This is a genomic window from Alicyclobacillus acidocaldarius subsp. acidocaldarius DSM 446, assembly GCF_000024285.1.
In the GTDB taxonomy this organism is placed as follows: domain Bacteria; phylum Bacillota; class Bacilli; order Alicyclobacillales; family Alicyclobacillaceae; genus Alicyclobacillus; species Alicyclobacillus acidocaldarius.
In genome coordinates, this window is sequence record NC_013205.1 from 975,594 (window position 1) to 997,213 (window position 21,620).

The window sequence follows — 21,620 nt, forward strand, 5'->3', positions numbered from 1 at the left end:
TCGGGGGGCGGGCGCATAGGATTTCGTAAACGGCATGTCGAAGATCAAAGAGCAGAAGAGTTCGAAATCGCGTTTCATCTCTGAAATGGAGGTGGTGGGGATGGGAGCGCCGCCGGGATCGCGGCCCGAGGGCCGCGCGGACGGGGCACTTCGTCATGCGGCGCGCGGGCCCGTGCGCATGGGAGAGACGCGCGTTGGGCCGCACTTTCGCTACGACCTTCGCGCGCCGCGTCTCGAGGAGCTCGACCAGTTCATCGTCGAGCGCCCGATTCGCGACTGGTCGGTGGTGAGGTGGAAAGATGTCGGCAAGCCGGTCCGCGTCGAGAACTACGCGTCCGGCAAAAGGCTCTGGGAAGAGAAACACGGCGACACGATGCCGGTGAAGACGAGCTGGGAGATGTTCAACCGGTCGTTTCACAGCTGGTTCGTGAAAGATGGACGGGAGGCGCAGCGGGCCGCCATGCGCCGCATGCTGAGGAGCGTCGCTTCGCTTCGGGCGGACGAGATCGCCTCGGTCTTTGAGGAACTTCAGCAGGTCACGCTCTGGAACCTCGCGCACCGGGTCACCGACACCATCTGGGACCCGCGGGGAAAGCGCGCGCTGTTTCGCGGGCTCGATGTGAAGCGTCCCCGCATCCTGTTCCTCGGCGCGGCGGAGGGGTACGAGGCGATGCAGCTGTACGCCATGTATCCCGGTGGCGAGGCTGTCATGGTGGATTACGACGCCTTCTGCCGCGACCATCGCTTCGGGGACTTTCCGGAGGATTACCCGTTTCTCGGGTATGATCCGGCGACGGGATCGGCGCGCCCGTGGTACCGGAGCGAGATGAAACTGACGTACCTGGTCGAGGACATCCGCAAGCTTCCGTTCGGGCGCGAGTTCGACATCGTGCTGAGCGTGGGGCTTTTGGAGCACTTTCCGGACGAGTACAAACCTGAATGCATCGAATGGCACCGGAAGTTTCTGCGGCCGGGCGGCTACGCCATCCTGACCACGCCGAGGCTGGGGTGGAGGACCAAGCTCTTCTACCACGTGATGGCGGAAGCGATGAACTACACCTATCGCGAACTGATGACCGTCGACCAAATGGGGCTGTACCTTTATGAAAACGGATTCAACATTCTTCGCCATGGCTGGATCAAGACGCACAACGGCATCGTGGCGCAGCCGCGCTGAGTGCGACAAGCGGCGAAATCGGGGTGGATGACGTGCAGGTTTACCGGTTCACGGGCGACACAAAACCGGATCAGGTGCTGAATGAGGCGGGCGAGATGGTGGGCGAGTTGCCCGAGAACGCGGCCGATCTCGCCCTCGAGTGGTACCCTTTCATGATCTTCTGCCGAAAATTCGACGAGCGCGCGCAACTCCTGCAGCGGCAGGGGCGGCTCGGAACCTACGCGCCGTTTCGCGGCCAGGAGGCGGCGCAGATCGCCAGTTTTGCCGTGCTTCGTCCGAGCGATTGGGTGTTTCCCACGTACCGCGAGCTCGCCGGCATGATGTACCACGGGCTGGAACCTGTGCACGCCCTGCTCAAGAGCCGCGGACATCCGGACGCAGGCCGCATGCCGGAAGAGATCCACATGGCGCCTCCTCAGATCGCCATCGCGGCGCAGATTTTACACGCGGTGGGCGCGGGCTGGGCGTGCAAGTTGCAGGAGAAGGACGACATCGCCGTGGCGTATTTCGGTGACGGTGCGACGTCCGAGGGAGATTTTCACGAGGGCATGAACTTCGCTTCCGTCATGCGCCTGCCCGTCGTGTTCTTCTGCCAGAACAACCAGTACGCCATCAGCGTGCCCGTGCATCGGCAGATGGCGTCGCCGACCATCGCGCAAAAGGCCATCGCGTACGGCATGGAGGGCCTCAGGGTCGACGGGAACGACGCCTTCGCCGTGTATCAGGCGATGTGCTACGCCGTCGAGCGGGCGCGCCGTGGGGACGGCCCGACGCTCATCGAGGCGGTCACGTATCGCCTGGGTCCGCACACGACCGCGGACGATCCCGGAAGGTATCGGGACGCCGTGGATGTGGAGCGATGGGCGGCGGCCAAAGACCCGCTCGTGAGGCTCAGGCTCTGGCTTACGCGACAGGGACTCTGGGACGATGAGCGGCAAGCCGCGTGTGAAGAGGAGGCCGAAGCGCGCGTGCGCCAGGCGGTGGCCGACATGGAAGCGTACCCGCATAAGTCCCTCGAGGAGGCCGCGCGCCACGTGTACGCCGAGGTCCCGGAGGCACTCGCGCTTCATCTCGCCAAACGCGGAAAGGAGGCGCGCTGAGATGCCCAAGTGGACGATGATCGAGGCCATTCGGGATGCGCTGGCCATCGCCCTTCGCGACGATCCGCGCGTTCTCGTCTTCGGCGAGGACGTAGGGAAAAACGGCGGTGTCTTCCGCGCCACGGACGGGCTGCAGGCCGAATTCGGCGAAGCGCGCGTCGCCGACACGCCGCTCGCGGAGAAGGCCATCGTCGGAACGGCCGTGGGCCTCGCCATGGCGGGCATGAAGCCCGTCGCCGAGATCCAGTTTCTCGGCTTTGCCTACGAGGCGATGGATCAGATCGCCGCGCAGCTCGCGCGCATCCGCTTCCGCACGCAGGGACGGTTCACGGCCCCCGCGGTCATTCGTGCCCCATACGGAGGTGGCGTGCGCACGCCGGAGCTGCACTCGGACAGCCTGGAGGCGCTCTTTGCCCACACGCCGGGGCTCGTCGTCGTGACGCCTAGCCGTCCGTACGACGCCAAGGGGCTTTTGCTCAGCGCCATCCGTTCGCCCGATCCCGTCGTCTTCCTGGAACCCATCAGGCTCTATCGCGCCTTCCGGGAAGAGGTGCCTGAGGGAGACTACCAGGTGCCGCTCGGCCGGGCGGCCGTCCGCCGCGAGGGCTCGGACGTCACGCTCGTCGCCTGGGGGCCCACCGTGCCGGTGGCGGAATCGGCGGCAGCCCAGGTGGCATCCCGGGGGATTTCGTGCGAGGTTCTGGATCTGCGCACGCTCGCGCCGCTCGACCGATCCGCCCTCAAAGCGTCCGTGGAGAAGACGGGCCGCGCCGTCATCGTCCACGAGGCGGTGCGGTATGCCGGGCTCGGCGCCGAGATCGCCGCCTCCATCATGGACCTGGCGTTTTACCACCTGCGGGCGCCCATCGAGCGGGTGGCCGGGCTCGACACGCCCTACCCGCCGCCCGCGCTCGAGGACGCCTGGCTCCCGAGCGTGACGCGCGTCGTCGAGGCCATCGAGCGCGTCATGGAAGATTGACACCGAAACTTCGGCTTCCGTTTGAAGGAGGGATTGGATGTTCACGCGCCACTTTGCGTATTGGCCGAAACGTGTTCCAAGGACGCTGACGGTGCCCCGCACGCCCATTCACGACAACCTCGCCGTGTCCGCGCGCCGATACCCGGACAAGGCGGCCATCTACTACTACGGGCGACAGATCTCGTTTCGGGAGCTTCACGCTGAGGTCGAGGCGCTCGCCGGTTATCTCCAACAGGCCCTCGGCGTGAAGCGGGGCGATCGCGTCGCGCTCTACATGCAGAATTCGCCACAGTTCGTCGTGGCCTATTACGCCATTCTGCGCGCGGACGCCGTCGTCGTGCCCCTGAACCCGATGCTCGTGGCGAACGAGCTCCCCTTCTACTTCGAGGACTCCGGCGCGCGCGTCGCCGTGGTCGGCCAGGAGCTGGTCGATCGCGTCCGGCCGCTCGTGGAAACCGGCGCCATCGACAAGGCCATTGTCGCCTGTTACCGCGACGCCCTGCCGCCCGAGCCGGCGCACCGCGTGCCAGACGTGGTCGCGGCGCCCGCCGTGCCCCTCGATCACCCTGCGCTGGTGCCGTGGTCGCAAGCGCTTACATCCGGGCTTGCCCCGCGGCCGAGCGAGGTGTCCGCGGACGATCTCGCCGTCATCCCCTACACGTCCGGCACCACTGGCGTGCCGAAGGGCTGCATGCACACGCATCGCACTGTCCAGGCCAACATCGTCTGCGCCGCCGTCTGGAACGGCGTGACGCCGGACGGCGTGGCGCTTTCAACCCTGCCCTTCTTCCACGTCACCGGCATGGAGCACAGCATGAACGCGCCCATCTACTGCGGCAACACGTTCGCGATTCTCACGCGCTGGGACCGCGAGACGGCCGCGGAGCTCATCGAAAAGCTGCGCGTGACTCACTGGACCAACATCGCCACCATGGTCGTGGACTTCCTCGCCAATCCGCGCATCGAGTCGTACGACCTGTCCTCCCTGATGGTGGTGGGCGGCGGAGGCGCCGCGCTGCCGAAGGCGGTGGGCGAGCGGCTCAAGGCGCTCACCGGCCTCGACTACGTCGAGGGCTACGGACTGTCCGAGACCATCGCGCAGACCCACACCAACCCGCCGGATCGCGCCAAGCTCCAGTGCGCCGGCATTCCGCTCTTCGACGTGGATGCTCGCATTGTGGATCCTGAGACGCTCGCGGAGCTCGGCCCGGGCGAGGAAGGCGAGATTCTCGTCTGCGGCCCGCAGGTCTTCCTCGGCTATTGGAACCGGCCGGAGGAAAACGAGAAGGCGTTTGTCGAGATCGACGGCAAGCGGTTTTTCCGCACGGGCGATCTCGGCCGCTACGACGAAGAAGGGTACTTCTTCATCGTGGATCGCATTAAGCGGATGATCAACGCGTCTGGATTTAAGGTGTGGCCGACCGAGGTAGAGTCCATCCTCTACAAGCATCCGGCGGTGGAGCAGGCGTGCGTCGTCGGCGTCCCCGATCCGCGCCGCGGCGAGACCGTCAAGGCGTTCATCATCCTCAAGCAAGATCAGAGGGGCGCAGTCACCGCGGAGGACATCATCGCCTGGGCCCACGAGCAGATGGCGGCGTACAAGTGCCCGCGGGAGATCGAGTTTGTCGACAGCTTGCCGATGTCCGGCAGCGGCAAGATCCTCTGGCGCGTGCTGCAGGAGGAGGAGCGCAAGAAGCGGCAGGTCGCATCGCCCTGAGGAGTGAAGCGGATGAACATCGGCAACGAAGCGCAGTTTCAGATTTATCAGATGCGGCTCACCGGCCAATATGGCGGCGATCCGCTCTGCATCTCGATGGAGGACTGGGTCGCGCGAGCGCGGGAGGTGTTATCGCCAGAGGCGTTCTGGTATCTCGCGGGCGGATCGGGGCGGGGCGAGACGATGCGGGCAAACGAGGAGGCGTTCGCCAAGTGGCGGATTGTGCCCCGCGTGTTCCGCGACGTGTCGGTTCGAGACCTGTCCATCGAGCTTTTCGGCGAGCGGCTGCCTTATCCCGTGCTCCTCGCGCCCATCGGCGTGCAGTCCATCCTGCACGCCGATGGGGAGGTGGCGGCGGTGCGGGGCGCCGCGAAGGTGGGACTTCCGTACATCGTGAGTTCGGCATCGACCATGCCACTTGAGACCATCGCCGAAAAGGCGCCCGGCGCGACACTCTGGTTCCAGCTCTACTGGTCGAGGGATCGAGATGTTGCCCAGAGCTTCGTGCGCCGCGCCGAGGCCGCCGGCTGCAAGGCGCTCGTCGTCACGCTCGACACACCCATGATGGCCTGGCGGGAGCGGGATCTTGAGCGCGCGTACTTGCCTTTTTTGCTCGGCGAAGGACTCGGGAACTATCTCTCGGATCCGGCGTTTCGCGCGAAGCTGCGCCGGCCTCCCGAGGAAGATCCGGCGAGCGCCATCCTCCTCTGGACGCAAATTTTCGGCCACCCGGGCCTCACGTGTGACGATCTCGACTGGCTGCGGGAGACGACAGATCTTCCGCTCCTCCTGAAGGGGATTCTCCATCCCGACGACGCCGAGGAGGCGTTTCGCCGCGGAGCGGACGGCATCATCGTTTCGAACCACGGCGGCCGGCAGGTGGACGGGGCCGTCCCATCGCTGGACGCGCTGGTCGCCATACGGGAACGCGTCGGCCGCGAGAAGGTGGTCCTCATGGACGGCGGTGTGCGGCGCGGCTCCGACGTGGTGAAGGCGCTTGCGCTCGGTGCGAACGCCGTGCTGGTGGGCCGACTGTATGCCTACGGCCTCGCGGTCGACGGCGAGCGCGGTGTGGAGACCGTGCTGCGGTATCTCCTCGCGGACTTCGATCTCACGATGGCCCTGTCTGGACACCGTTCGCTTTCGACGCTCGACGTACGCGCACTCGCCCGCGCGTAGCGGATCAGACAGAAGGCCCGAGTGCGGTCAGCGGCAGACCCAATCGGCCGAACATCTCGTCCAACAGCCCGAGCGGCAGGCCGACGACGTTGTAGTAGTCGCCCGCGATGGAGTCCACGAGCAGGCTCCCGTACCCCTGGATGGCGTAGGCGCCCGCCTTGTCCATCGGCTCGCCCGTGGCCACGTATCGCCGCAACCACGCGTCGTCCCGAGGCCGCATGCGTACCTGTGTCTCGGCGAACGCGGCTTCTTCGGCGGAAGCCGTGCGAACGCACACGCCCGTGTACACGAGGTGCGTGCGCCCGCGGAGGCGTTTGAGCATGGCGAGGGCTTGATCGGCGTCTTGCGGCTTGCCCAGGATGTCTCCGTCGATGGCGACGACGGTGTCCGCCGCCACGACGGCGGCGTCCCGCCTCTCGCCCTCGTCGAGGCGCGCCCACACGGCCTCGGCCTTGCGGCGCGCAAGCGCCACAACGGCGTCAGCGGGCCGTGCGCCGGGTGGAATCGTCTCGTCGGCCTGGCTTGGCTGCACGGAAAAGGGCACGCCGAGCATGCTCAAAAGCTCTCGCCTTCTCGGCGATCCCGACGCCAGAATGATGCGCATGGTACAGGTCTCCTTCCTCAATTTGCACGCATTGAAGGGCCACCGAGGCGCAAAGTAACCATAGCTCCGAGCGGCAAGGAGGCGAAGGTGGCATGACATCGCGGCGAAAGTCGATTGGCCGGGGCGACGAAGCGTCCGGCCCGGTGATGAGCGCTGAAGCGAGCCGCGCGATGCGCCGCGGCGAAAAAGTCGGCAGTGCCTCTCGCCATGGCAATCCGTCCTACGGACGTTATGCTCGAGCGCTCGACGGCGAATACGGCGCGTCGGTGCGCGACGAACAGATTTGAATCCTTTGAGCTCGGGGCAAACCGCAGGGCACAGGTTCGACCTGTGCCCTGCGCGCGGTTGCGGGGCGGTTAGACCCGCTCTGTCCGGGCGTGCGCCAGGGCGTAGCGCGCCGCTTCGCTTCCCGCCGTGTGCCCCGTGGAAAACGCGATGGTGATGTTGTACCCGCCCGTGTGCGCGTGAACGTCCATCACCTCGCCCGCGAAGTAAAGCCCAGCGCAAAGCTTCGACTGCATGGTCTTGGGGTCAATCTCTTTCACGCTCACACCGCCTCCCGTCACGGTGGCCTTCTCAAGCGGAAGTGTCCCCGTCACCGGGATGGCGAGCCGCTTCAGCGCGCGCGACACCCTCATCAGCGACTCGTGCGACGCCTGTGCCAGCGGCACCTCGCCCTCGACTTGCGCCTCGTGCAAGACGAACGCCGCGAGGCGATCCGGCACGTGTCCCTCAAGCTCCGTGCGGAGCCGCCGTTTGGGGTGGCGCTCGCGCGCGGACTTGAACAGCGCCATCCAGTCCTCAAACGTCCGATCCGGCCGCACATCGATGGAAGCGGTGAGCTTCGCGCCCGGTTGCTCCCGAAGCGACACCGTCACATAGTGGCTCGCGCGCAGCGCCGCCGGACCGCTCAGCCCAAAGTGGGTGAAGACGAGATCGCCCGGTTCGACGGTCAAGAGCTTGTCGCCCCGAAAGATCGACAGCTCGATGTTGTAGAGAGACAGCCCCTGAAGCCTTCGATCGCGAATCCACGGATGATCCGACGTGATGGGCACGGCGGTCGGGTACGGCGGCACGATGGTGTGTCCCACAGACGCCGCGAATCGGTAGCCGTCGCCGGTCGAACCGGTCTGAGGGACGCTCGCCCCGCCCGTGGCGATGACACACGCCGCCGCGGGGATCACCTCGCCGCGCTCGGTTTCAATGCCCACGAACCGTCTCTCTTCTGCGAGGATGCGCACCACGGGCGTGTGGAGCCGAACCTCGACGCCGAGCCGCTCCATGTGTCGCACCACGGCGCGCACGACCGTGCGAGCGTCGTCGGACACGGGAAACATGCGGCCGCGATCTTCCTCCTTCAGCGCGACCCCGAGACCCTCGAAAAACCGGATGATGTCCTCGTTGCTAAAGCGGTGGAACGACGAATACAGGAATTTCGGGTTTCCCAGGACGTGTTGCATCAGCTCGGGCAGGGGCTTCGCGTTCGTCACGTTGCAGCGTCCGCCGCCGGAGATGGCCAGTTTGCGCCCCAGCCTGTCCCCCTTTTCGACGAGCAGGACGCGGGCGCCCGCCTCGCGCGCGGCGATGGCCGCCATCAAACCGGCGGGTCCGCCGCCAATCACCAAGACATTCGTCATCTGATCCCGCCTCATTTCTGCCCTGAAGTGTACGAAAAGGCGGGGCCATCGGCAACTAGGGCGCGTGCGAGAGGATCACCGTGGCAAACCCGACGAGGCACGCGGCGGAGGCGCTGTACAGACTCGGGCGCTCGAGGTGCGGGACGAGGAGCCAGGAAAGGAGCGCGACAAACACGGGCTCGGAGGCGGCGAGCGTCGCCACGGTGCTGACGGGGATGAGACTCGCGCTGACGAAAAACAGCAGCACGCCGGCTGCGCTCGACGCGCCTGCCGCGAGGAGCCAGGGGGACAGGTGGGTTCGGTAGTGGCGCAAAAGCGGCCCGAGTTTGCCTTCGAGGGCGAAGCTTGCGATACAGGCGAGGGTGGCGACGGCGACGTCGACGAGCGCGGCGCCCACCGGCGACGCGCCACTGGAGAGGGCGATCCGGCGGAACACGTGTCCCATCCCTTGTAAACATGCCGCCGAAATCCCGACGAACGCTCCAGAGGAAAACAGGGCGCGATCGCGCGTGGGACGTGCGCGATTCTCCAGCGCCAAAAGCGCGATGGCTCCGAGGACGCCCGCGAGGCTCGCGGTCACGCGCCATGAGACGGGATCGCCGAGGAAGGCGTACGCGAGGATCACCGTGGCCACGGGGCTCAGCCCTTTGAGCACCACGCCGCGCACGGCGCCGAGGCGCTGAACGGCGAGGTACAAGAGGCGCCTTCCAAGAAAGGTGCCGATCACGCCCGATAGACAGGCGAAGCCGAGGGCTCGCCCGCGCATGGGGAAACCCAAGGGCGCGCGATGTGACGCAAGACCGATGGGCACGAGGGTCATGAGCAACAGAAGGCTTGTGACCAGCACGGGGAGAAGTCCGCTGTCGGGAGGCGAGGAATCCGCTTGCCCCTTCCTGAGGCACACGTAGGACAGGGCATACGCGACCGCGCTCGCGATGGCGGTCAAGAGTCCTGGGGACGTCACGGTCTCACCTCCGGTCGCGGACAAACCCATATGTATGCGGGATGGGCACCGGCCAGAACGGAGGGCTTTTGGAATTCGGTATCGAAGTTGTTACAATGGATGAGCTACTGAAAAATCGTGTGTGACACGGGGGATCGACATGGAACCTTTTCGCTTTCACAACCCGACGACGCTCTACTACGGGAAGGGGCAGATCGAGAAGCACCTGGCGGACGAGGTCCTGAAAATTGGACGGCGCGTGCTTCTGTTGTACGGTGGAGGCAGCATCAAGCGGTTTGGCCTGTACGACAAGGTCATGAACATCCTGAAGGATGCGGGCGTCACGGTATTTGAGCTGGGCGGCGTCGAGCCGAATCCGCGCCTGACGACGGTGTACAAGGGCATCGAGATGTGCCGGCAAAACGACATCGATCTCATCCTCGCGGTGGGCGGCGGTTCGGTGCTCGACTGCGGCAAGGCCATCGCCATGGGCGTGAAGTTCGACGGAGACGTCTGGGACATCTATCAGCGCAAGGCGCAGGCGACCGGGGCGCTGCCGCTCGGCACCATCCTCACGCACGCGGCCACGGGGTCGGAGATGAACGCGGGCGGCGTGATCACAAATTGGGAGACGAAGGAGAAGCTCGGCGCGGGTTCGCCGTACACGTACCCGGTGTTCTCCTTCTGCGATCCTGAGAACACGTTCACGGTGCCGCGCGATCAGACGGTGTACGGCATCTGCGACATGCTCGCGCACTGCTTCGAGCATTACTTCCACTCCACCCGCCACGCGCCGCTGCAGAAGCACCTCATTGAGGCCGTGATGCGGACCATCGTGGAATACGCGAAGCGCGTCGTGGACAACCCAACCGACTACGACGCGCGCGAGACCATCATGTACTGCAGCACCATGGCGTTGAACGGCATGATCTCGATGGGCATCGTCGGCGACTGGGCCTGCCACGCCATGGAACACGAGGTGAGCGCCATCTACGACATTCCGCACGGCGGCGGCTTGGCCATCCTGTTCCCGCACTGGATGGAGTACGTGAAGAGCACCGATCCGAGCCGATTCGCGTCGCTCGCCAAAAGCGTGTTCCTGGTGGACGGGACGGGCAAGTCGGACGAGGAGTTGGCCGACATCGCCATCGAGAAGGTGCGGGAATTCTACAGGGAGATCGGCGCTCCGCAGCGCTTGAGGGACTACGGCATCGGCGACGATCAACTGGAGCGCATGGCGGCGCAGGCGGTGCGGTTTGGTGAAATTGGCCACTTCCGCAAGCTCGGCAAGGAGGACGTGCTGAACATCTTGCGCGCGAGCCTGTGACGCGCTCGCATTCGCGTCAGGCGGTTGGGGTCACCGAGCGCGACGGTGGGAGGTTTGCGCTTCTAGTTGAAGCGCCTCCCGCCGCAGCGCCTCAAACGCGGAGTTGGGCGGATACGCCGCTTGGCTTTGGCGGAGGCCGGCCGCCATGGCAGCGAGTGCTTGGCGAGGTTCGCCCGCATCCACGTGCGCCTCTGCGAGCCCGTACCCCTGTCGGCCCGATGGGACAGGTTGTACGAGCCACAAACGCACGGAATCCATGTTCCCTCTTGCGTTCCCAAAACGTTTTCGGGTATATTGATGCTGACTCGCGTGTGGTAGGTTCGGGTTGCCGAAAACGTTTTGGATGCGCCGGAGGCTCGCAAAAGGGGTTTGCCGCCATGAGAGTCACCATTCGCGACGTGGCGCGCGCAGCAGGCGTTTCCGTCACGACGGTGTCGAGGGCGCTGAATGGCGCCGCGGACGTCGGTGAAGAGACGCGCCAGCGCGTCATTGAGGTCGCCAAGCAACTGAACTATCGCCCGAGCCACGTGGCGCGGAGCCTCGTGCTCAGGAAGAGCCAGAACATCGGGCTTTTGGTGTCCGATTTTCGCAAAGGCAGCCACCACTTTCTCTACGACGTTTTGGTCGGCGTACACGACACGCTTGCCGAGTACGGGTACGATGTCACGCTGGTCAGCACGGACACCGCCCGCCAGCAACTGGTGAGCTACGTGGACTTTTGCCGGGCGCGAGGGCTGGACGGCGTGATCGTCATGGGCATTCGCCTGGACGATCCGTACGTCGAGGAGGTCGTGGAGTCCACGCTGCCGAGCGTCGTGATCGATCTGCCGCTGCTCAGCCGGCACTGCGGTTACGTGATGACGGACAACGTGAACGGCGCGCGCTACGCGGTGAGGCACCTCGTATCCCGGGGGTGCAGGCGCATCGGTTTTGTGAACGGCGCCGCGCACGCTGCGGTGAGCCGCGAGCGGCTGAGGGGATTCGAGGACGCCGTGCGCCAATATGTGGGGGGGTTCGACGAGCGCCTCGTGGTCTATGGGGATTTCACGCTCGAAGGGGGACAGCGCGCGCTCGCCGAGCTGCTCGCCAAAGCGCCGGACGTGGATGGCGTGTTCTTCGCGAGCGATCTCATGGCCATCGGAGGCATCCAACACTGCAAGGCGATGGGCATCCGCATTCCGGACGATCTCGCGGTGGTCGGATTTGACGATATCGACCTCGCGCGTTTCGTGACGCCCGCGCTGACGACGGTCGCACAGCCGCGGTATGAGATGGGCTGCGAAGCGGCCAAGATGCTCGTCCATATGCTGCAGAAGGGCGAGATGCCATCAGGCACGCTGTTGCCGCCGCAACTCGTCGTGCGCGAGACGGCCTGAGCACTTCAACTGGGGGAGAGGCATCATGCATGGATGGGTCATCAAAGAAAACGACCTGTTTTGGTACGGAGACGCAGAGGGTCTGAGCGCGCACGGAGTTGAAAACGTTTCCGGTCACGGGCTTTACACCAGAGACACGCGCGTGCTCTCAGCGCTCGTTTGGCGCATCGAGCCCGACGTGTGGGTGGCATTGGACGCCCTTGCGGAGTCCGGCTCGGAATCGGTGTACCGTTACACCAATCGCCCTCCGCGGGCCGATCACGAGCCTCCGCGCGAGAGCCTGCTGGTGGAGCGCCGGCAGCGCGTGGACGGACATTGCTTTCAAGAAAGCGGTATCGTGCGCAATTTTGGCGATCGCGCCGTGCGCCTCGCGGTGATCTACGAGGTCGCGGCGGACTTCGCGGACATGTTCGAAGTTCGGGGGTTCCAGGTCGAGGCGCCCGCGAGAGCGATTCGTTCACGGGTGTCCGGAAACGTTTGCGGTTTTTCTTATTCGTCCTCCGACGGGCGGACTTGGGAGACGCGCGTCCAGCTCGCTGCGCATCCGAGTCACGCGGGTGAGATGACGCCCGTTCGGTGGACCGAGTCGGCCGGCGTGGGCCGGGCGGAGTTGCTGATCACGGTGGACGCCGGAGGTGCCGCGGAGTGGACGCTCACCGTTCGACCGGAGGTGCGCGGAGGCACGGAATTCCCCGCCGCAGGAGAAACAGGGATCGGCTTGTCTGTTTCCGAAAACGTTTCCAGTCATCCGCGTGGAAACGCCGCCGAGGGCTTGAGGTCCAGGCCAGCACGGAACGCTGAAGATGACGCGTCCTCAGCGCGGGGATGGTTGAATGGCGCGCCGACGGTTTCCGGGCATGAAGCATTCGGCCGCTGGTACGAGCAGGGCATGCGGGACATTCGCATGCTCCAGTCCGACTTTGGGTTTGGGCCGTTTCTCGTGGCGGGGGTACCGTGGTACGCAGTCCCGTTCGGAAGGGACAGCTTGATTGCCGCCCGGCAGATCCTTTCCGCGGCGCCGGAGGTCGCGCGAGGCACTCTCGCCACGCTGGCCCATTTCCAGGGCGAACGTGTGGACACGGAGCGGGATGAGCAGCCTGGGAAGATTCTGCACGAACTCAGGGACGGCGAACTCGCGCGCAGCGGCAAGGTTCCATTCCGCCCGTACTACGGCAGCATCGACGCCACGCCGCTCTTTCTCATCCTCTTGGCGGACTACTGGCGCTTCACAGGCGACACGCCGTTCCTCACGCGGATGCTTCCCCATGCGGAGCGGGCGCTTGCGTGGATGGCGGATTACGGCGATCGCGACGGAGACGGGTTCATCGAGTATTGGCGCGAGGCCGAGGGCGGGATCGCCAATCAGGGATGGAAGGATTCGGGGGACTCGATGGTCCACGCCGACGGCAGCTTGGCGCAAGGCCCCATCGCGCTCGCGGAGGTCCAGGCGTACGCGTACATGGCGTACGTGGCTTGGCGTGAGATTTACCGCGAGCTCGGCGAACCCGAAGAAGCGGAGCGGCTGGCGAGACTCGCGGATGGGCTGCGATCTCGCTTCCTGCAGCACTTCTGGCTGGAGGAGAGGAATGAAATCGCAATGGCGCTTGACGGAAACAAGCGACCGCTTTGCGTGGCCTCGTCCAACATGGGCCAAGTGCTGTGGAGCGACATCCTGCCGTCCGAAGTGGCCGAGCGCGTCGCAAAGCGCCTGCTGCAGCCCGACCTGTTCTCGGGATTTGGCATTCGCACGCTCTCTGCGAAGGAGCTCCGCTACAATCCGATGAGCTATCACAACGGTTCGGTCTGGCCGCACGATACCAGCCTCGTCTTCGCCGGGCTGGTGAGGCACGGGGCCTGGGAGGAAGCCGAGCAGATCTTCGAGGGGCTCATGAGGGCGCAGGCGCAATTTCCGCACCATCGGCTGCCGGAGTTGTTCTGCGGGTTTTCCCGTGAGGAAAGCCCTCGGCCTGTCCCGTACCCGGTTTCATGCTCGCCCCAGGCGTGGGCGGCGGCGGTTCCGGCCATTGTGCTGGAGAACCTGCTGGGTCTCCGCCCGGACGCGCCTCGGGGAGAATTGACGATTTTCCCGCGATTGCCGGCGAGCATGCAGGAGCTGAAGGTGCACGGGCTACGGCTCGGCCGCGGGAAGCTGTCGGTCGAGATCGCGCGTCGGGACGGATGTGTCTTGGTCGACGTGGTGGAAAACACCACGGGCTTGCGGGTGGACGTGATGGACGGCGCGAAGGAGGTGATGTCCGCCAGCTGAGGACGGGTCGCTGAACTCGATGGAATGGAGACAAGCGGGGTCAAACCGATTGGGTGGGAGGTCGAACGAAAGATGAGGAAACCATTTCTTGGGATCGCGGGTGCGGCAGTGGTCGCGATGGGCGCGGTGACGGCATGCGGCCAGGCGCAGAGCGCGCCCTCCAACCAGGCGAACGTCGGCAGCGCGTCGGCGGCGCCCATTCATCTGACGCTTGGCATGTGGGCGTCGAGCCCGGCGGAAAAGCAGCTCGTGGAGCGTCAGATTGCCTTGTTTGAGAAGGAAAATCCGAACATCAAGGTGAGCATCCAGGTCATCACGGGCAACTACCTGCAGGCGCTGCAGCCGATGCTCGCCGCGCACGACGCGCCGGACATCTTCTACGTGGATTCGTCCTACGCGCCGACGCTCGAGGCTTCGGGCGCCATCATGCCGCTCGACAGCTTCATCAAGCAGGATCATGTCGATTTGTCCGACTTCCAGAAGAACCTGCTCGACGCGTTCACCTGGCAGGGGCACATCTACGGCCTGCCGAAGGACATGAACACGATGGCCTTGGAGTACAACCCGGCGCTCCTCGCCAAGGCGGGCATCCAGTCGCCGCCGAAGACGTTCGCGCAGTTTGACCAGGACGCCGCGAAGCTCAAGGCCAAGGGCATTGTGCCGCTGGACATGCCGATTGACGTGGCGCGCTATTATCCGTTCATCGTCGACATGGGCGGGAGCTACTACAACAAGGCCACGAACCAGGCCACCTTCACCAACAAGGCGAACGTCGCGGGCCTCACGTGGTTTATGAAAGAGATGGAAAGCGGCAACTTCGTGACCCCGCAAGACCAAGGCGGGTCCTGGGCGGGTGTCCCGTTCGCAGAGGGCAAGGCGGCGATGGCCCTTGAGGGCGCTTGGATTGTGCCGTTCATGCAGCAGACCGCGCCGAAGATGAAGTACGGCATTGCGGACTTCCCGTCGCTCAACGGGCACGATGCGAACATGCTGTTTACGGTCGCGTACGAGATGTCGAAGTACGCGAAGAACCCGGATGCTGCCGCGAAGTTGCTCTTCTTCATGACGGGCAAAGAGGCGCTCAAGATGACGGCCGATTCGGGCCTCGCCATTCCCTCTCGGACCAGCGAGCAGGGCGAGTTTCTGAAGAAGTATCCGTCGTACAAGGGCTTCGTGGACGGTCTCAAGGGCGCCATTCCGTATCAGTTCGGCACGCTCGGGCAGAACTTCCTCGACGCCATCAACAATGCCACGCAACAAGGCATTCTGAAGAAGGAGTCGGCGCAGCAAGTCTTGAGTCAGGCGCAGCAGACGCTCGCTTCACAGATGAACGACTGACGCTCTCTGCGGCGGGGCCGGTGGAGGCTCCGCCGCCGGGATCGAGGAGGGGGTTGGAATGAGCGTCGCAAACTCCGCTGCCGAGCGGGTCACGGGGCGCGGGAGGCGCATCCGATGGAACGTGGTGGAACAGGCGCTCGCCGGTTACCTGTTCATTCTCCCCGCCATCGTGGAGTTGGCCGTTTTTCTCCTGGGGCCCATCGTGTACGCCTTTGTCATCAGTTTCAAGCACTTTTCGTATCTGGATCCCCTAAACTCGCACTTCGTGGGGTTCTTGAACTACATTCACCTCTTCGAGGATCCGGTGTTTCTGCGGGCGCTGTGGAACACCACGGTGTACGCCCTCGTGGTGGTGCCGGTGCAGACTGCGATCGCCATGATGCTGGCCGTGATCGTCAACCGTATCCGCGGAAAGACGATCTTCCGGGTCATCTACTACCTGCCGTCGATCACGTCGACCGTCGGCGTGGCCGTGATCTTCAGCTTCCTGTTCCAGCCGAACGGACTGTTGAACCGCCTGCTGTGGATCCTGTTTCACATCCAGGGGCCCGACTACTTCAACAGCCCCATCTTCGCGTTTCCGGCCATCATGGCGGTCGCCGTGTGGACCACGGCAGGCCAGTTCATGGTCATCTATCTCGCGGCGCTGCAGGAGATTCCGGAGGAGCTGTACGAGGCCGCGGCCATCGACGGGGCGGAAGGGTTCGCCATGTTGCGCTACATCACCATCCCGTCGCTTCGGCGGACCACGTTTCTCGTCGTGGTGCTCGGTATGATTGGCGCGTTCCAGGTGTTCGATCTCGTCTACGTCATTTCGAGCGCCAGCTCGCTTCCGCAGCAGTACACGATGACCGTTGTGCTCGATCTGTTCGAAAAGGGCTTCCGCACCATGCAGATGGGCTACGCGTCCGCCATGGGCTTCGTGCTGTTTGCCATTATTTTGGTCCTGACGCTGATTCAGCAGCTGTGGCTCGGAAGGGAGGACGCATGAGATGCGCATGGCCACATCCGCACCATCCCCGTCCTGGCGCCGCGCCGGCCTGTGGATGTACGTGATTGCCGTGATCTACGCGGCCATTTCGCTGGTGCCCTTTCTGTGGTCCATCTACACGTCGGTCAAGCCGACGTCCGAGGTGTTTCAACTCTTCGTGCCCTGGCGGACCCTGACGCTGTCGAGCTACACCTCCATCCTGCAGAACTTCCCGTTTGGGCGCTGGTTTTTGAACAGCGCCATCGTGGCGTTCATCGTGACCGTGGGAAACCTGGTGGTGAACACGTTTGCGGGCTACGCGTTTGCGCGGCTTCGTTTCCCGGGCCGGGGCTTTTTGTTTTACGTCTTCCTCGGCGTCATGATGATCCCAGGACAGGTGGTCTTGGTTCCCATTTACATGCTGCTCGCGCGCCTCGGCTGGATCGACACCTACGTCGGGCTCACCGTGCCGTTCTTGCTGAGTTCCACCATGGTGTTTTTGTCGCGCCAGTTTTTCCTCGGCATCCCGAAGGAGCTGGAGGAGGCGGCTCGCATCGACGGCATCGGATACTTCGGGATGTTCTTTCGCATCATGCTGCCGCTCGCGCGTCCGCTCCTGGCCGCGCAGACCATTCTGACGTTCCAGGGCAACTGGAACTCGTTTCTCTGGCCGCTTCTCATCGGTCAGACGACGAACATGTACACGTTGCCGGTGGGGCTGAACTCGTTTTATGGCCAGTACAACGCGTACTGGAACAGCGTGATGGCGGGCATGGTCCTGCTGACGGTTCCCATGATGGTTGTGTTCATCATCTTTCAGCGCCAATTCATTCAGGGCGTGTCCCAAGCAGGACTCAAAGGCTGACGGGACTTGCGCGCCGTGCGCAAAAAAAAAAGGGGCTCCTCGTGGGAGCCCTTTTCGTTTCCTTACGCGTGTTGCTCGCGCATGAAGTTGCGGAGCACTGTCTGCAGGATACCGCCGTTGCGGTAGTAATCCACCTCGATGTCGCTGTCGAGCCGCACGAGCGCTTGGAACGTGAACGACGATCCGTCTTCGCGCGTGACTTCGACCGTGACCGTCTGGCGCGGCTTCAGGTCGTTCGACAGCCCCTTGATGGTGTACACCTCGCGGCCGGTCAGGCCAAGCGTCTCCGCGTTTTGCCCGTCGATGAACTCGAGCGGCAGCACGCCCATGCCGACCAGGTTGCTCCGGTGGATGCGCTCGAAGCTCTCCGCGATCACGGCCTTCACGCCGAGCAAGTAGGTGCCCTTCGCCGCCCAGTCGCGGGACGAGCCTGTTCCGTACTCCTTGCCGGCGATGACCACGAGCGGCGTGCCATCCGCCTTGTACTTCATCGCCGCGTCGTAAATCGGCATCACTTCGCCCGTCGGGAAGTACGTCGTGTAACCGCCCTCCGTGCCAGGCGCCACCTTGTTGCGAATGCGGATGTTCGCGAACGTGCCGCGCATCATGACCTCGTGGTTGCCGCGGCGCGAACCGTACGAGTTGAACTCATGCGGCTTCACGCCCTTGGACTGCAGGTACTGGCCAGCCGGGCTCGACGGCGCGATGCTGCCCGCGGGCGAGATGTGGTCCGTCGTCACCGAGTCGCCCAGGTACGCGAGCACGCGCGCGCCTTGGATCTCCTGGATGTCCGGAACCTCTTCCGACAGCCCCTCGAAGAACGGCGGCTCCTGGATGTACGTCGAATTCGGATCCCATTCGTACAGCTCGCCCTTCGGGACGTCCAGCTTGTTCCACCGCTCGTTCCGGTTGAACACGCTCTCGTATTCCTTCTTGAACATCTCCGGATTGATGATTTGCCGGATGACCGCCTGAATCTCCTCGTTCGACGGCCAGATGTCCCTCAGGAACACGTCGTTGCCGTTCTCGTCCTTGCCGATGGGCTCGTTGACGAGATCGATGTCCACCGTGCCCGCGATAGCGTACGCCACGACGAGCGGCGGCGAAGCGAGATAGTTGGCGCGAACGAGCGAGTGGATGCGCCCCTCGAAGTTGCGGTTGCCCGACAACACCGCGGAGACCAGGAGGTCGTTCTCCTGAATCGCCTTGGCCACTTCCTCCGGCAGCGGGCCGCTGTTTCCGATGCACGTGGTACAGCCGTAGCCGACCACGTCAAAGCCGAGCTTGGAGAGTGGCTCGAGCAGGCCCGAGCGCTCCAGGTAATCCGTGACGACGCGCGATCCCGGCGCGAGCGACGTCTTCACGTAGCGCGGCGTCTTCAGCCCCTTCTCCACGGCCTTCTTCGCCAACAGCCCCGCGCCAATCATCACGGACGGGTTGGAGGTGTTGGTGCAGCTCGTGATGGCGGCGATCACGACCGCGCCGTGGTGGAGTTCGTCCTTGTGCCCGTCCGGATATTGGACAAGGGCCGTCTTATCCCGCTGGTCCGCAAGCCCGAAACCGCCCTCCGACACCGGCTTCTCGAGCGCCGCCTCGAAGTTGTTCTTCATATCGGAGAGGAAGATCTTATCCTGCGGCCGCTTCGGACCCGCCATCGTCGGCTGGATGGAGCCGAGATCGAGCTCCAGCGTGTCGGTGAAGACGGGATCCGGCATGTCGTCCGTGCGGAACATACCCTGTGCCTTCGCGTACGCCTCGACGAGCTGGATGAGCGATTCGTCGCGGCCGGTCAGGCGGAGATAGTCGAGCGTCGCCTGGTCGATGGGGAAGAAGCCCATCGTCGCACCGTACTCGGGCGCCATGTTGGCGATGGTCGCGCGGTCAGCGACGCTGATGTTGGAGAGGCCGGCGCCGTAGAACTCGACGAACTTGCCGACGACGCCCTTCTTGCGCAGCATGTTCACGACAGTCAGGGCGAGATCGGTCGCGGTCGCGCCCTCGGGCAGTTTGCCGGTCAGCTTGAAGCCGATGACCTCGGGCTGCACGAAGTACAAGGGCTGACCGAGCATGCACGCCTCGGCCTCGATGCCGCCCACGCCCCAGCCGAGGACGCCGACGCCGTTGATCATGGTCGTGTGCGAGTCGGTGCCGACGAGGCTATCCGGGAAGACGACTTGCTCGCCGTCGACGGTCCGCTCCTGGACCACGCGCGCGAGGTACTCCAGGTTGACCTGGTGGACGATGCCCATTCCGGGTGGCACCGCGCGGAAGTTGTCGAACGCCGTTTGTGCCCAGCGGAGGAAGCGGTAGCGCTCCTCGTTGCGCTCGAATTCCTTCGCGATGTTGAACTCCAGCGCCTCTTTGGAACCGAACGCGTCCACCTGCACCGAGTGGTCGATGACGAGATCGACCGGGATGAGCGGGTTGATCCGCTTCGGATTGCCGCCGAGCTTGTGCATCGCCGTGCGCATGGCGGCCAGATCCACCACGACAGGCACGCCCGTGAAATCCTGCAGCAGGATGCGCGCGGGCTTAAAAGGGACCTCGGATTTCGCCGGGTTCGCCGCGTTCCAGTTGGCGAGTTCGCGCACGTGCTCCTCCGTGATGACGCGGCCATCGTACTGGCGAAGCACGGATTCAAGCAGAATTTTGATGGAAATGGGGAGGCGGGAGATGTCGGCTACGCCTTGCTCCTGAAGAGCGTCCAGGCGGTAGTAGGTATAGGACTTCCCGCCAACGGTGAGGGTCTGTTTGGCTTGAAACAGATTGGCGCCCACCTTGACTCACTCCTTCTATCTGGTTTCTGCCTCTATTTTGCGACGCATCCCTCGGATCTGTCGAATCCTCATCCAGATTGCCGATACCGATATCGAAAACCTGCGATGGACGAGGGCGTGGAAGCGTTCGCATGAGACGAGTCCTCTGTCACTCTACTACCATGGAGGAATTTACGCAAGGCGCCTCGGCTCAGGCTATTGGGCCAAAAGAAAAAGCCCGGCCGCGGGGGCCAGGCGCGCGCATCGCCTTCGTTATCCGCGATTCAGCAGCAGCACGAGCATCGACACGAGCGAAAAGCAAGCGCTGATGAGGTAGACCACGGTCACCGTTTGCACCTGCGTCAGCCCGAGGCGCAAGAGCCAGTGGTGCACGTGGTTCTGATCCGGCTTGTACACCGGCCGCCCGGCTCGGGCCCGCAGGAAGACCACGCGAACTGCGTCGAAGATGGGCACGCCCAGGGCGAGGATGGGCACGCCGATGGACACGACGGTGGCCGACTTGAAGGCGCCAACCGACGCGATGGAGGCGAGCAGATAGCCGAGCACGGTCGATCCCGCGTCCCCCATGATGATGCGCGCCGGATAGAAATTATGCCGCAGGAAGCCGACGGCGGCGCCCGTCACCGCAATCGCGAACCAAGCGGAGGCCGTGTCGCCCTTGATGAGCGCCACAAAAAAGAGCGTCGTGGCCGAGATGGCCGCGATGCCGGCTGCGAGGCCGTCGACGCCGTCGAGGAAGTTGAAGACGTTCGTCACGCCCACAATCCACAGAAGCGTGAGAAAGAGCGAAAGATAAGGGGGAATTGCCACGAAATGATGACCGCCGAAGGGAGACGTGAATCCCTGAATCGCTCCGCCGAAGAGCGGCACCATGAGCGCCGCGAGGATCTGTACCACGAAGCGAATGCCGACGGAGAAGTCCTTGCCTCTCGTCTTGTAGTAGTCGTCCAGAAGCCCGATCACAAACAACATCGTTGCGCCGATCACGACGCCGATGTAAGGCGTATCGAGCCAGTCCTTCCAGAGCGAACCTACGAGAAACGCCCCGATGACGCCCGCGAAAATCGCGGCGCCTCCGAGCAGCGGTAGCGGATCCCGGTGAATTTTGCGCTCGTTCGGAAGATCGACAAAACGGTATCGGAGCGCGACTTTTCGCATGTGTGGCGCCAAAAGGTAGGCGAGCGCGAAAGCTACAATACCCGACAGCCAAAGGGGCATACGTTTCTCTCCCTAGCTCGTGTCATTCCACGGCAATTATACTAAACAGGACCCTTGGGGGCTATACTGCAATCTGTGTCTTTTCAGGGGCCAAAGTATGTCCGTTGGATGACAAATGGGGCACAGCCGTTGTGTTTCCGCGCACTC

Annotated in this window: 18 protein-coding genes; 12 read left to right on the forward strand and 6 right to left on the reverse strand. The window is 64.1% G+C overall.

Annotated elements, in window-relative coordinates; translation table 11 throughout:
* Positions 1–100 precede the first annotated feature (100 nt).
* From AACI_RS04500 to AACI_RS04520, 5 genes are read left to right on the forward strand one after another with little or no spacing between them, the layout of a single operon-like run.
* The gene (locus tag AACI_RS04500; protein WP_012810294.1) at positions 101–1,177 is read left to right on the forward strand and encodes a class I SAM-dependent methyltransferase; all 1,077 of its coding nucleotides are present in this window, start codon (positions 101–103) and stop codon (positions 1,175–1,177) included.
* A gap of 32 nt (positions 1,178–1,209) precedes the next feature.
* Positions 1,210–2,277, forward strand: a complete 1,068-nt coding sequence (gene pdhA, locus AACI_RS04505) for a pyruvate dehydrogenase (acetyl-transferring) E1 component subunit alpha (RefSeq protein ID WP_012810295.1) — start codon at positions 1,210–1,212, stop codon at positions 2,275–2,277.
* 1 nt (position 2,278) lies between these two features.
* Positions 2,279–3,256, forward strand: coding sequence for an alpha-ketoacid dehydrogenase subunit beta (locus tag AACI_RS04510; RefSeq protein WP_012810296.1), 978 nt, complete (start codon positions 2,279–2,281; stop codon positions 3,254–3,256).
* 37 nt (positions 3,257–3,293) lie between these two features.
* Positions 3,294–4,973: a long-chain fatty acid--CoA ligase gene (locus AACI_RS04515; protein ID WP_012810297.1), complete on the forward strand. Its 1,680-nt coding sequence runs from the start codon at positions 3,294–3,296 to the stop codon at positions 4,971–4,973.
* Positions 4,974–4,985: 12 nt separating this feature from the next.
* Complete coding sequence (locus AACI_RS04520; RefSeq protein ID WP_012810298.1) at positions 4,986–6,152, forward strand: alpha-hydroxy-acid oxidizing protein; 1,167 nt, start codon at positions 4,986–4,988, stop codon at positions 6,150–6,152.
* Between the two features lie 4 nt (positions 6,153–6,156).
* Here AACI_RS04520 and AACI_RS04525 read toward each other — a convergent pair whose 3' ends face one another.
* Positions 6,157–6,756, reverse strand: coding sequence for a Maf family protein (locus AACI_RS04525; RefSeq protein ID WP_012810299.1), 600 nt, complete (start codon positions 6,754–6,756; stop codon positions 6,157–6,159).
* 92 nt (positions 6,757–6,848) lie between these two features.
* Between AACI_RS04525 and AACI_RS04530 the strand changes: the two genes are divergently transcribed.
* Positions 6,849–7,043, forward strand: coding sequence for a hypothetical protein (locus AACI_RS04530; RefSeq protein WP_008336644.1), 195 nt, complete (start codon positions 6,849–6,851; stop codon positions 7,041–7,043).
* 69 nt (positions 7,044–7,112) lie between these two features.
* On the opposite strand, the gene AACI_RS04535 is transcribed toward AACI_RS04530, so the two are convergent.
* Positions 7,113–8,393, reverse strand: coding sequence for a BaiN/RdsA family NAD(P)/FAD-dependent oxidoreductase (locus tag AACI_RS04535; RefSeq protein ID WP_012810300.1), 1,281 nt, complete (start codon positions 8,391–8,393; stop codon positions 7,113–7,115).
* Between the two features lie 55 nt (positions 8,394–8,448).
* Complete coding sequence (locus AACI_RS04540; protein WP_012810301.1) at positions 8,449–9,357, reverse strand: DMT family transporter; 909 nt, start codon at positions 9,355–9,357, stop codon at positions 8,449–8,451.
* 139 nt (positions 9,358–9,496) lie between these two features.
* On the opposite strand from AACI_RS04540, the gene AACI_RS04545 reads away from it, so the two are divergent.
* Positions 9,497–10,663, forward strand: a complete 1,167-nt coding sequence (locus AACI_RS04545; protein ID WP_012810302.1) for an iron-containing alcohol dehydrogenase — start codon at positions 9,497–9,499, stop codon at positions 10,661–10,663.
* A 30-nt stretch (positions 10,664–10,693) separates the two neighbouring features.
* Here AACI_RS04545 and AACI_RS04550 read toward each other — a convergent pair whose 3' ends face one another.
* Positions 10,694–10,921: a hypothetical protein gene (locus AACI_RS04550; RefSeq protein ID WP_041707328.1), complete on the reverse strand. Its 228-nt coding sequence runs from the start codon at positions 10,919–10,921 to the stop codon at positions 10,694–10,696.
* 119 nt (positions 10,922–11,040) lie between these two features.
* On the opposite strand from AACI_RS04550, the gene AACI_RS04555 reads away from it, so the two are divergent.
* The 5 genes from AACI_RS04555 to AACI_RS04575 all read left to right on the forward strand — a co-directional run bounded on the left by AACI_RS04555 (position 11,041) and on the right by AACI_RS04575 (position 17,478).
* Positions 11,041–12,039 (forward strand): LacI family DNA-binding transcriptional regulator, encoded by a 999-nt coding sequence (locus AACI_RS04555; RefSeq protein WP_012810303.1) that lies wholly within the window; start codon positions 11,041–11,043, stop codon positions 12,037–12,039.
* A gap of 25 nt (positions 12,040–12,064) precedes the next feature.
* A complete protein-coding gene (locus tag AACI_RS04560) occupies positions 12,065–14,305 on the forward strand; it encodes an amylo-alpha-1,6-glucosidase (RefSeq protein WP_012810304.1) in 2,241 nt (746 codons plus the stop codon).
* 72 nt (positions 14,306–14,377) lie between these two features.
* Positions 14,378–15,643, forward strand: coding sequence for an ABC transporter substrate-binding protein (locus AACI_RS04565; protein ID WP_012810305.1), 1,266 nt, complete (start codon positions 14,378–14,380; stop codon positions 15,641–15,643).
* 58 nt (positions 15,644–15,701) lie between these two features.
* On the forward strand, positions 15,702–16,634 hold the full coding sequence (locus AACI_RS04570; RefSeq protein WP_012810306.1) for a carbohydrate ABC transporter permease: 933 nt from the start codon (positions 15,702–15,704) through the stop codon (positions 16,632–16,634).
* A gap of 1 nt (position 16,635) precedes the next feature.
* Positions 16,636–17,478 (forward strand): carbohydrate ABC transporter permease, encoded by an 843-nt coding sequence (locus tag AACI_RS04575; RefSeq protein ID WP_012810307.1) that lies wholly within the window; start codon positions 16,636–16,638, stop codon positions 17,476–17,478.
* Positions 17,479–17,540: 62 nt separating this feature from the next.
* Here AACI_RS04575 and acnA read toward each other — a convergent pair whose 3' ends face one another.
* Entirely contained in the window at positions 17,541–20,255 is a 2,715-nt protein-coding gene (acnA, locus tag AACI_RS04580; protein WP_012810308.1) for an aconitate hydratase AcnA, read from the reverse strand.
* Positions 20,256–20,507: 252 nt separating this feature from the next.
* Positions 20,508–21,473 carry an MraY family glycosyltransferase gene (locus AACI_RS04585; RefSeq protein ID WP_012810309.1) on the reverse strand — a complete coding sequence of 322 codons (966 nt, stop codon included), beginning with the start codon at positions 21,471–21,473 and terminating at the stop codon, positions 20,508–20,510.
* Positions 21,474–21,620 lie beyond the last annotated feature (147 nt).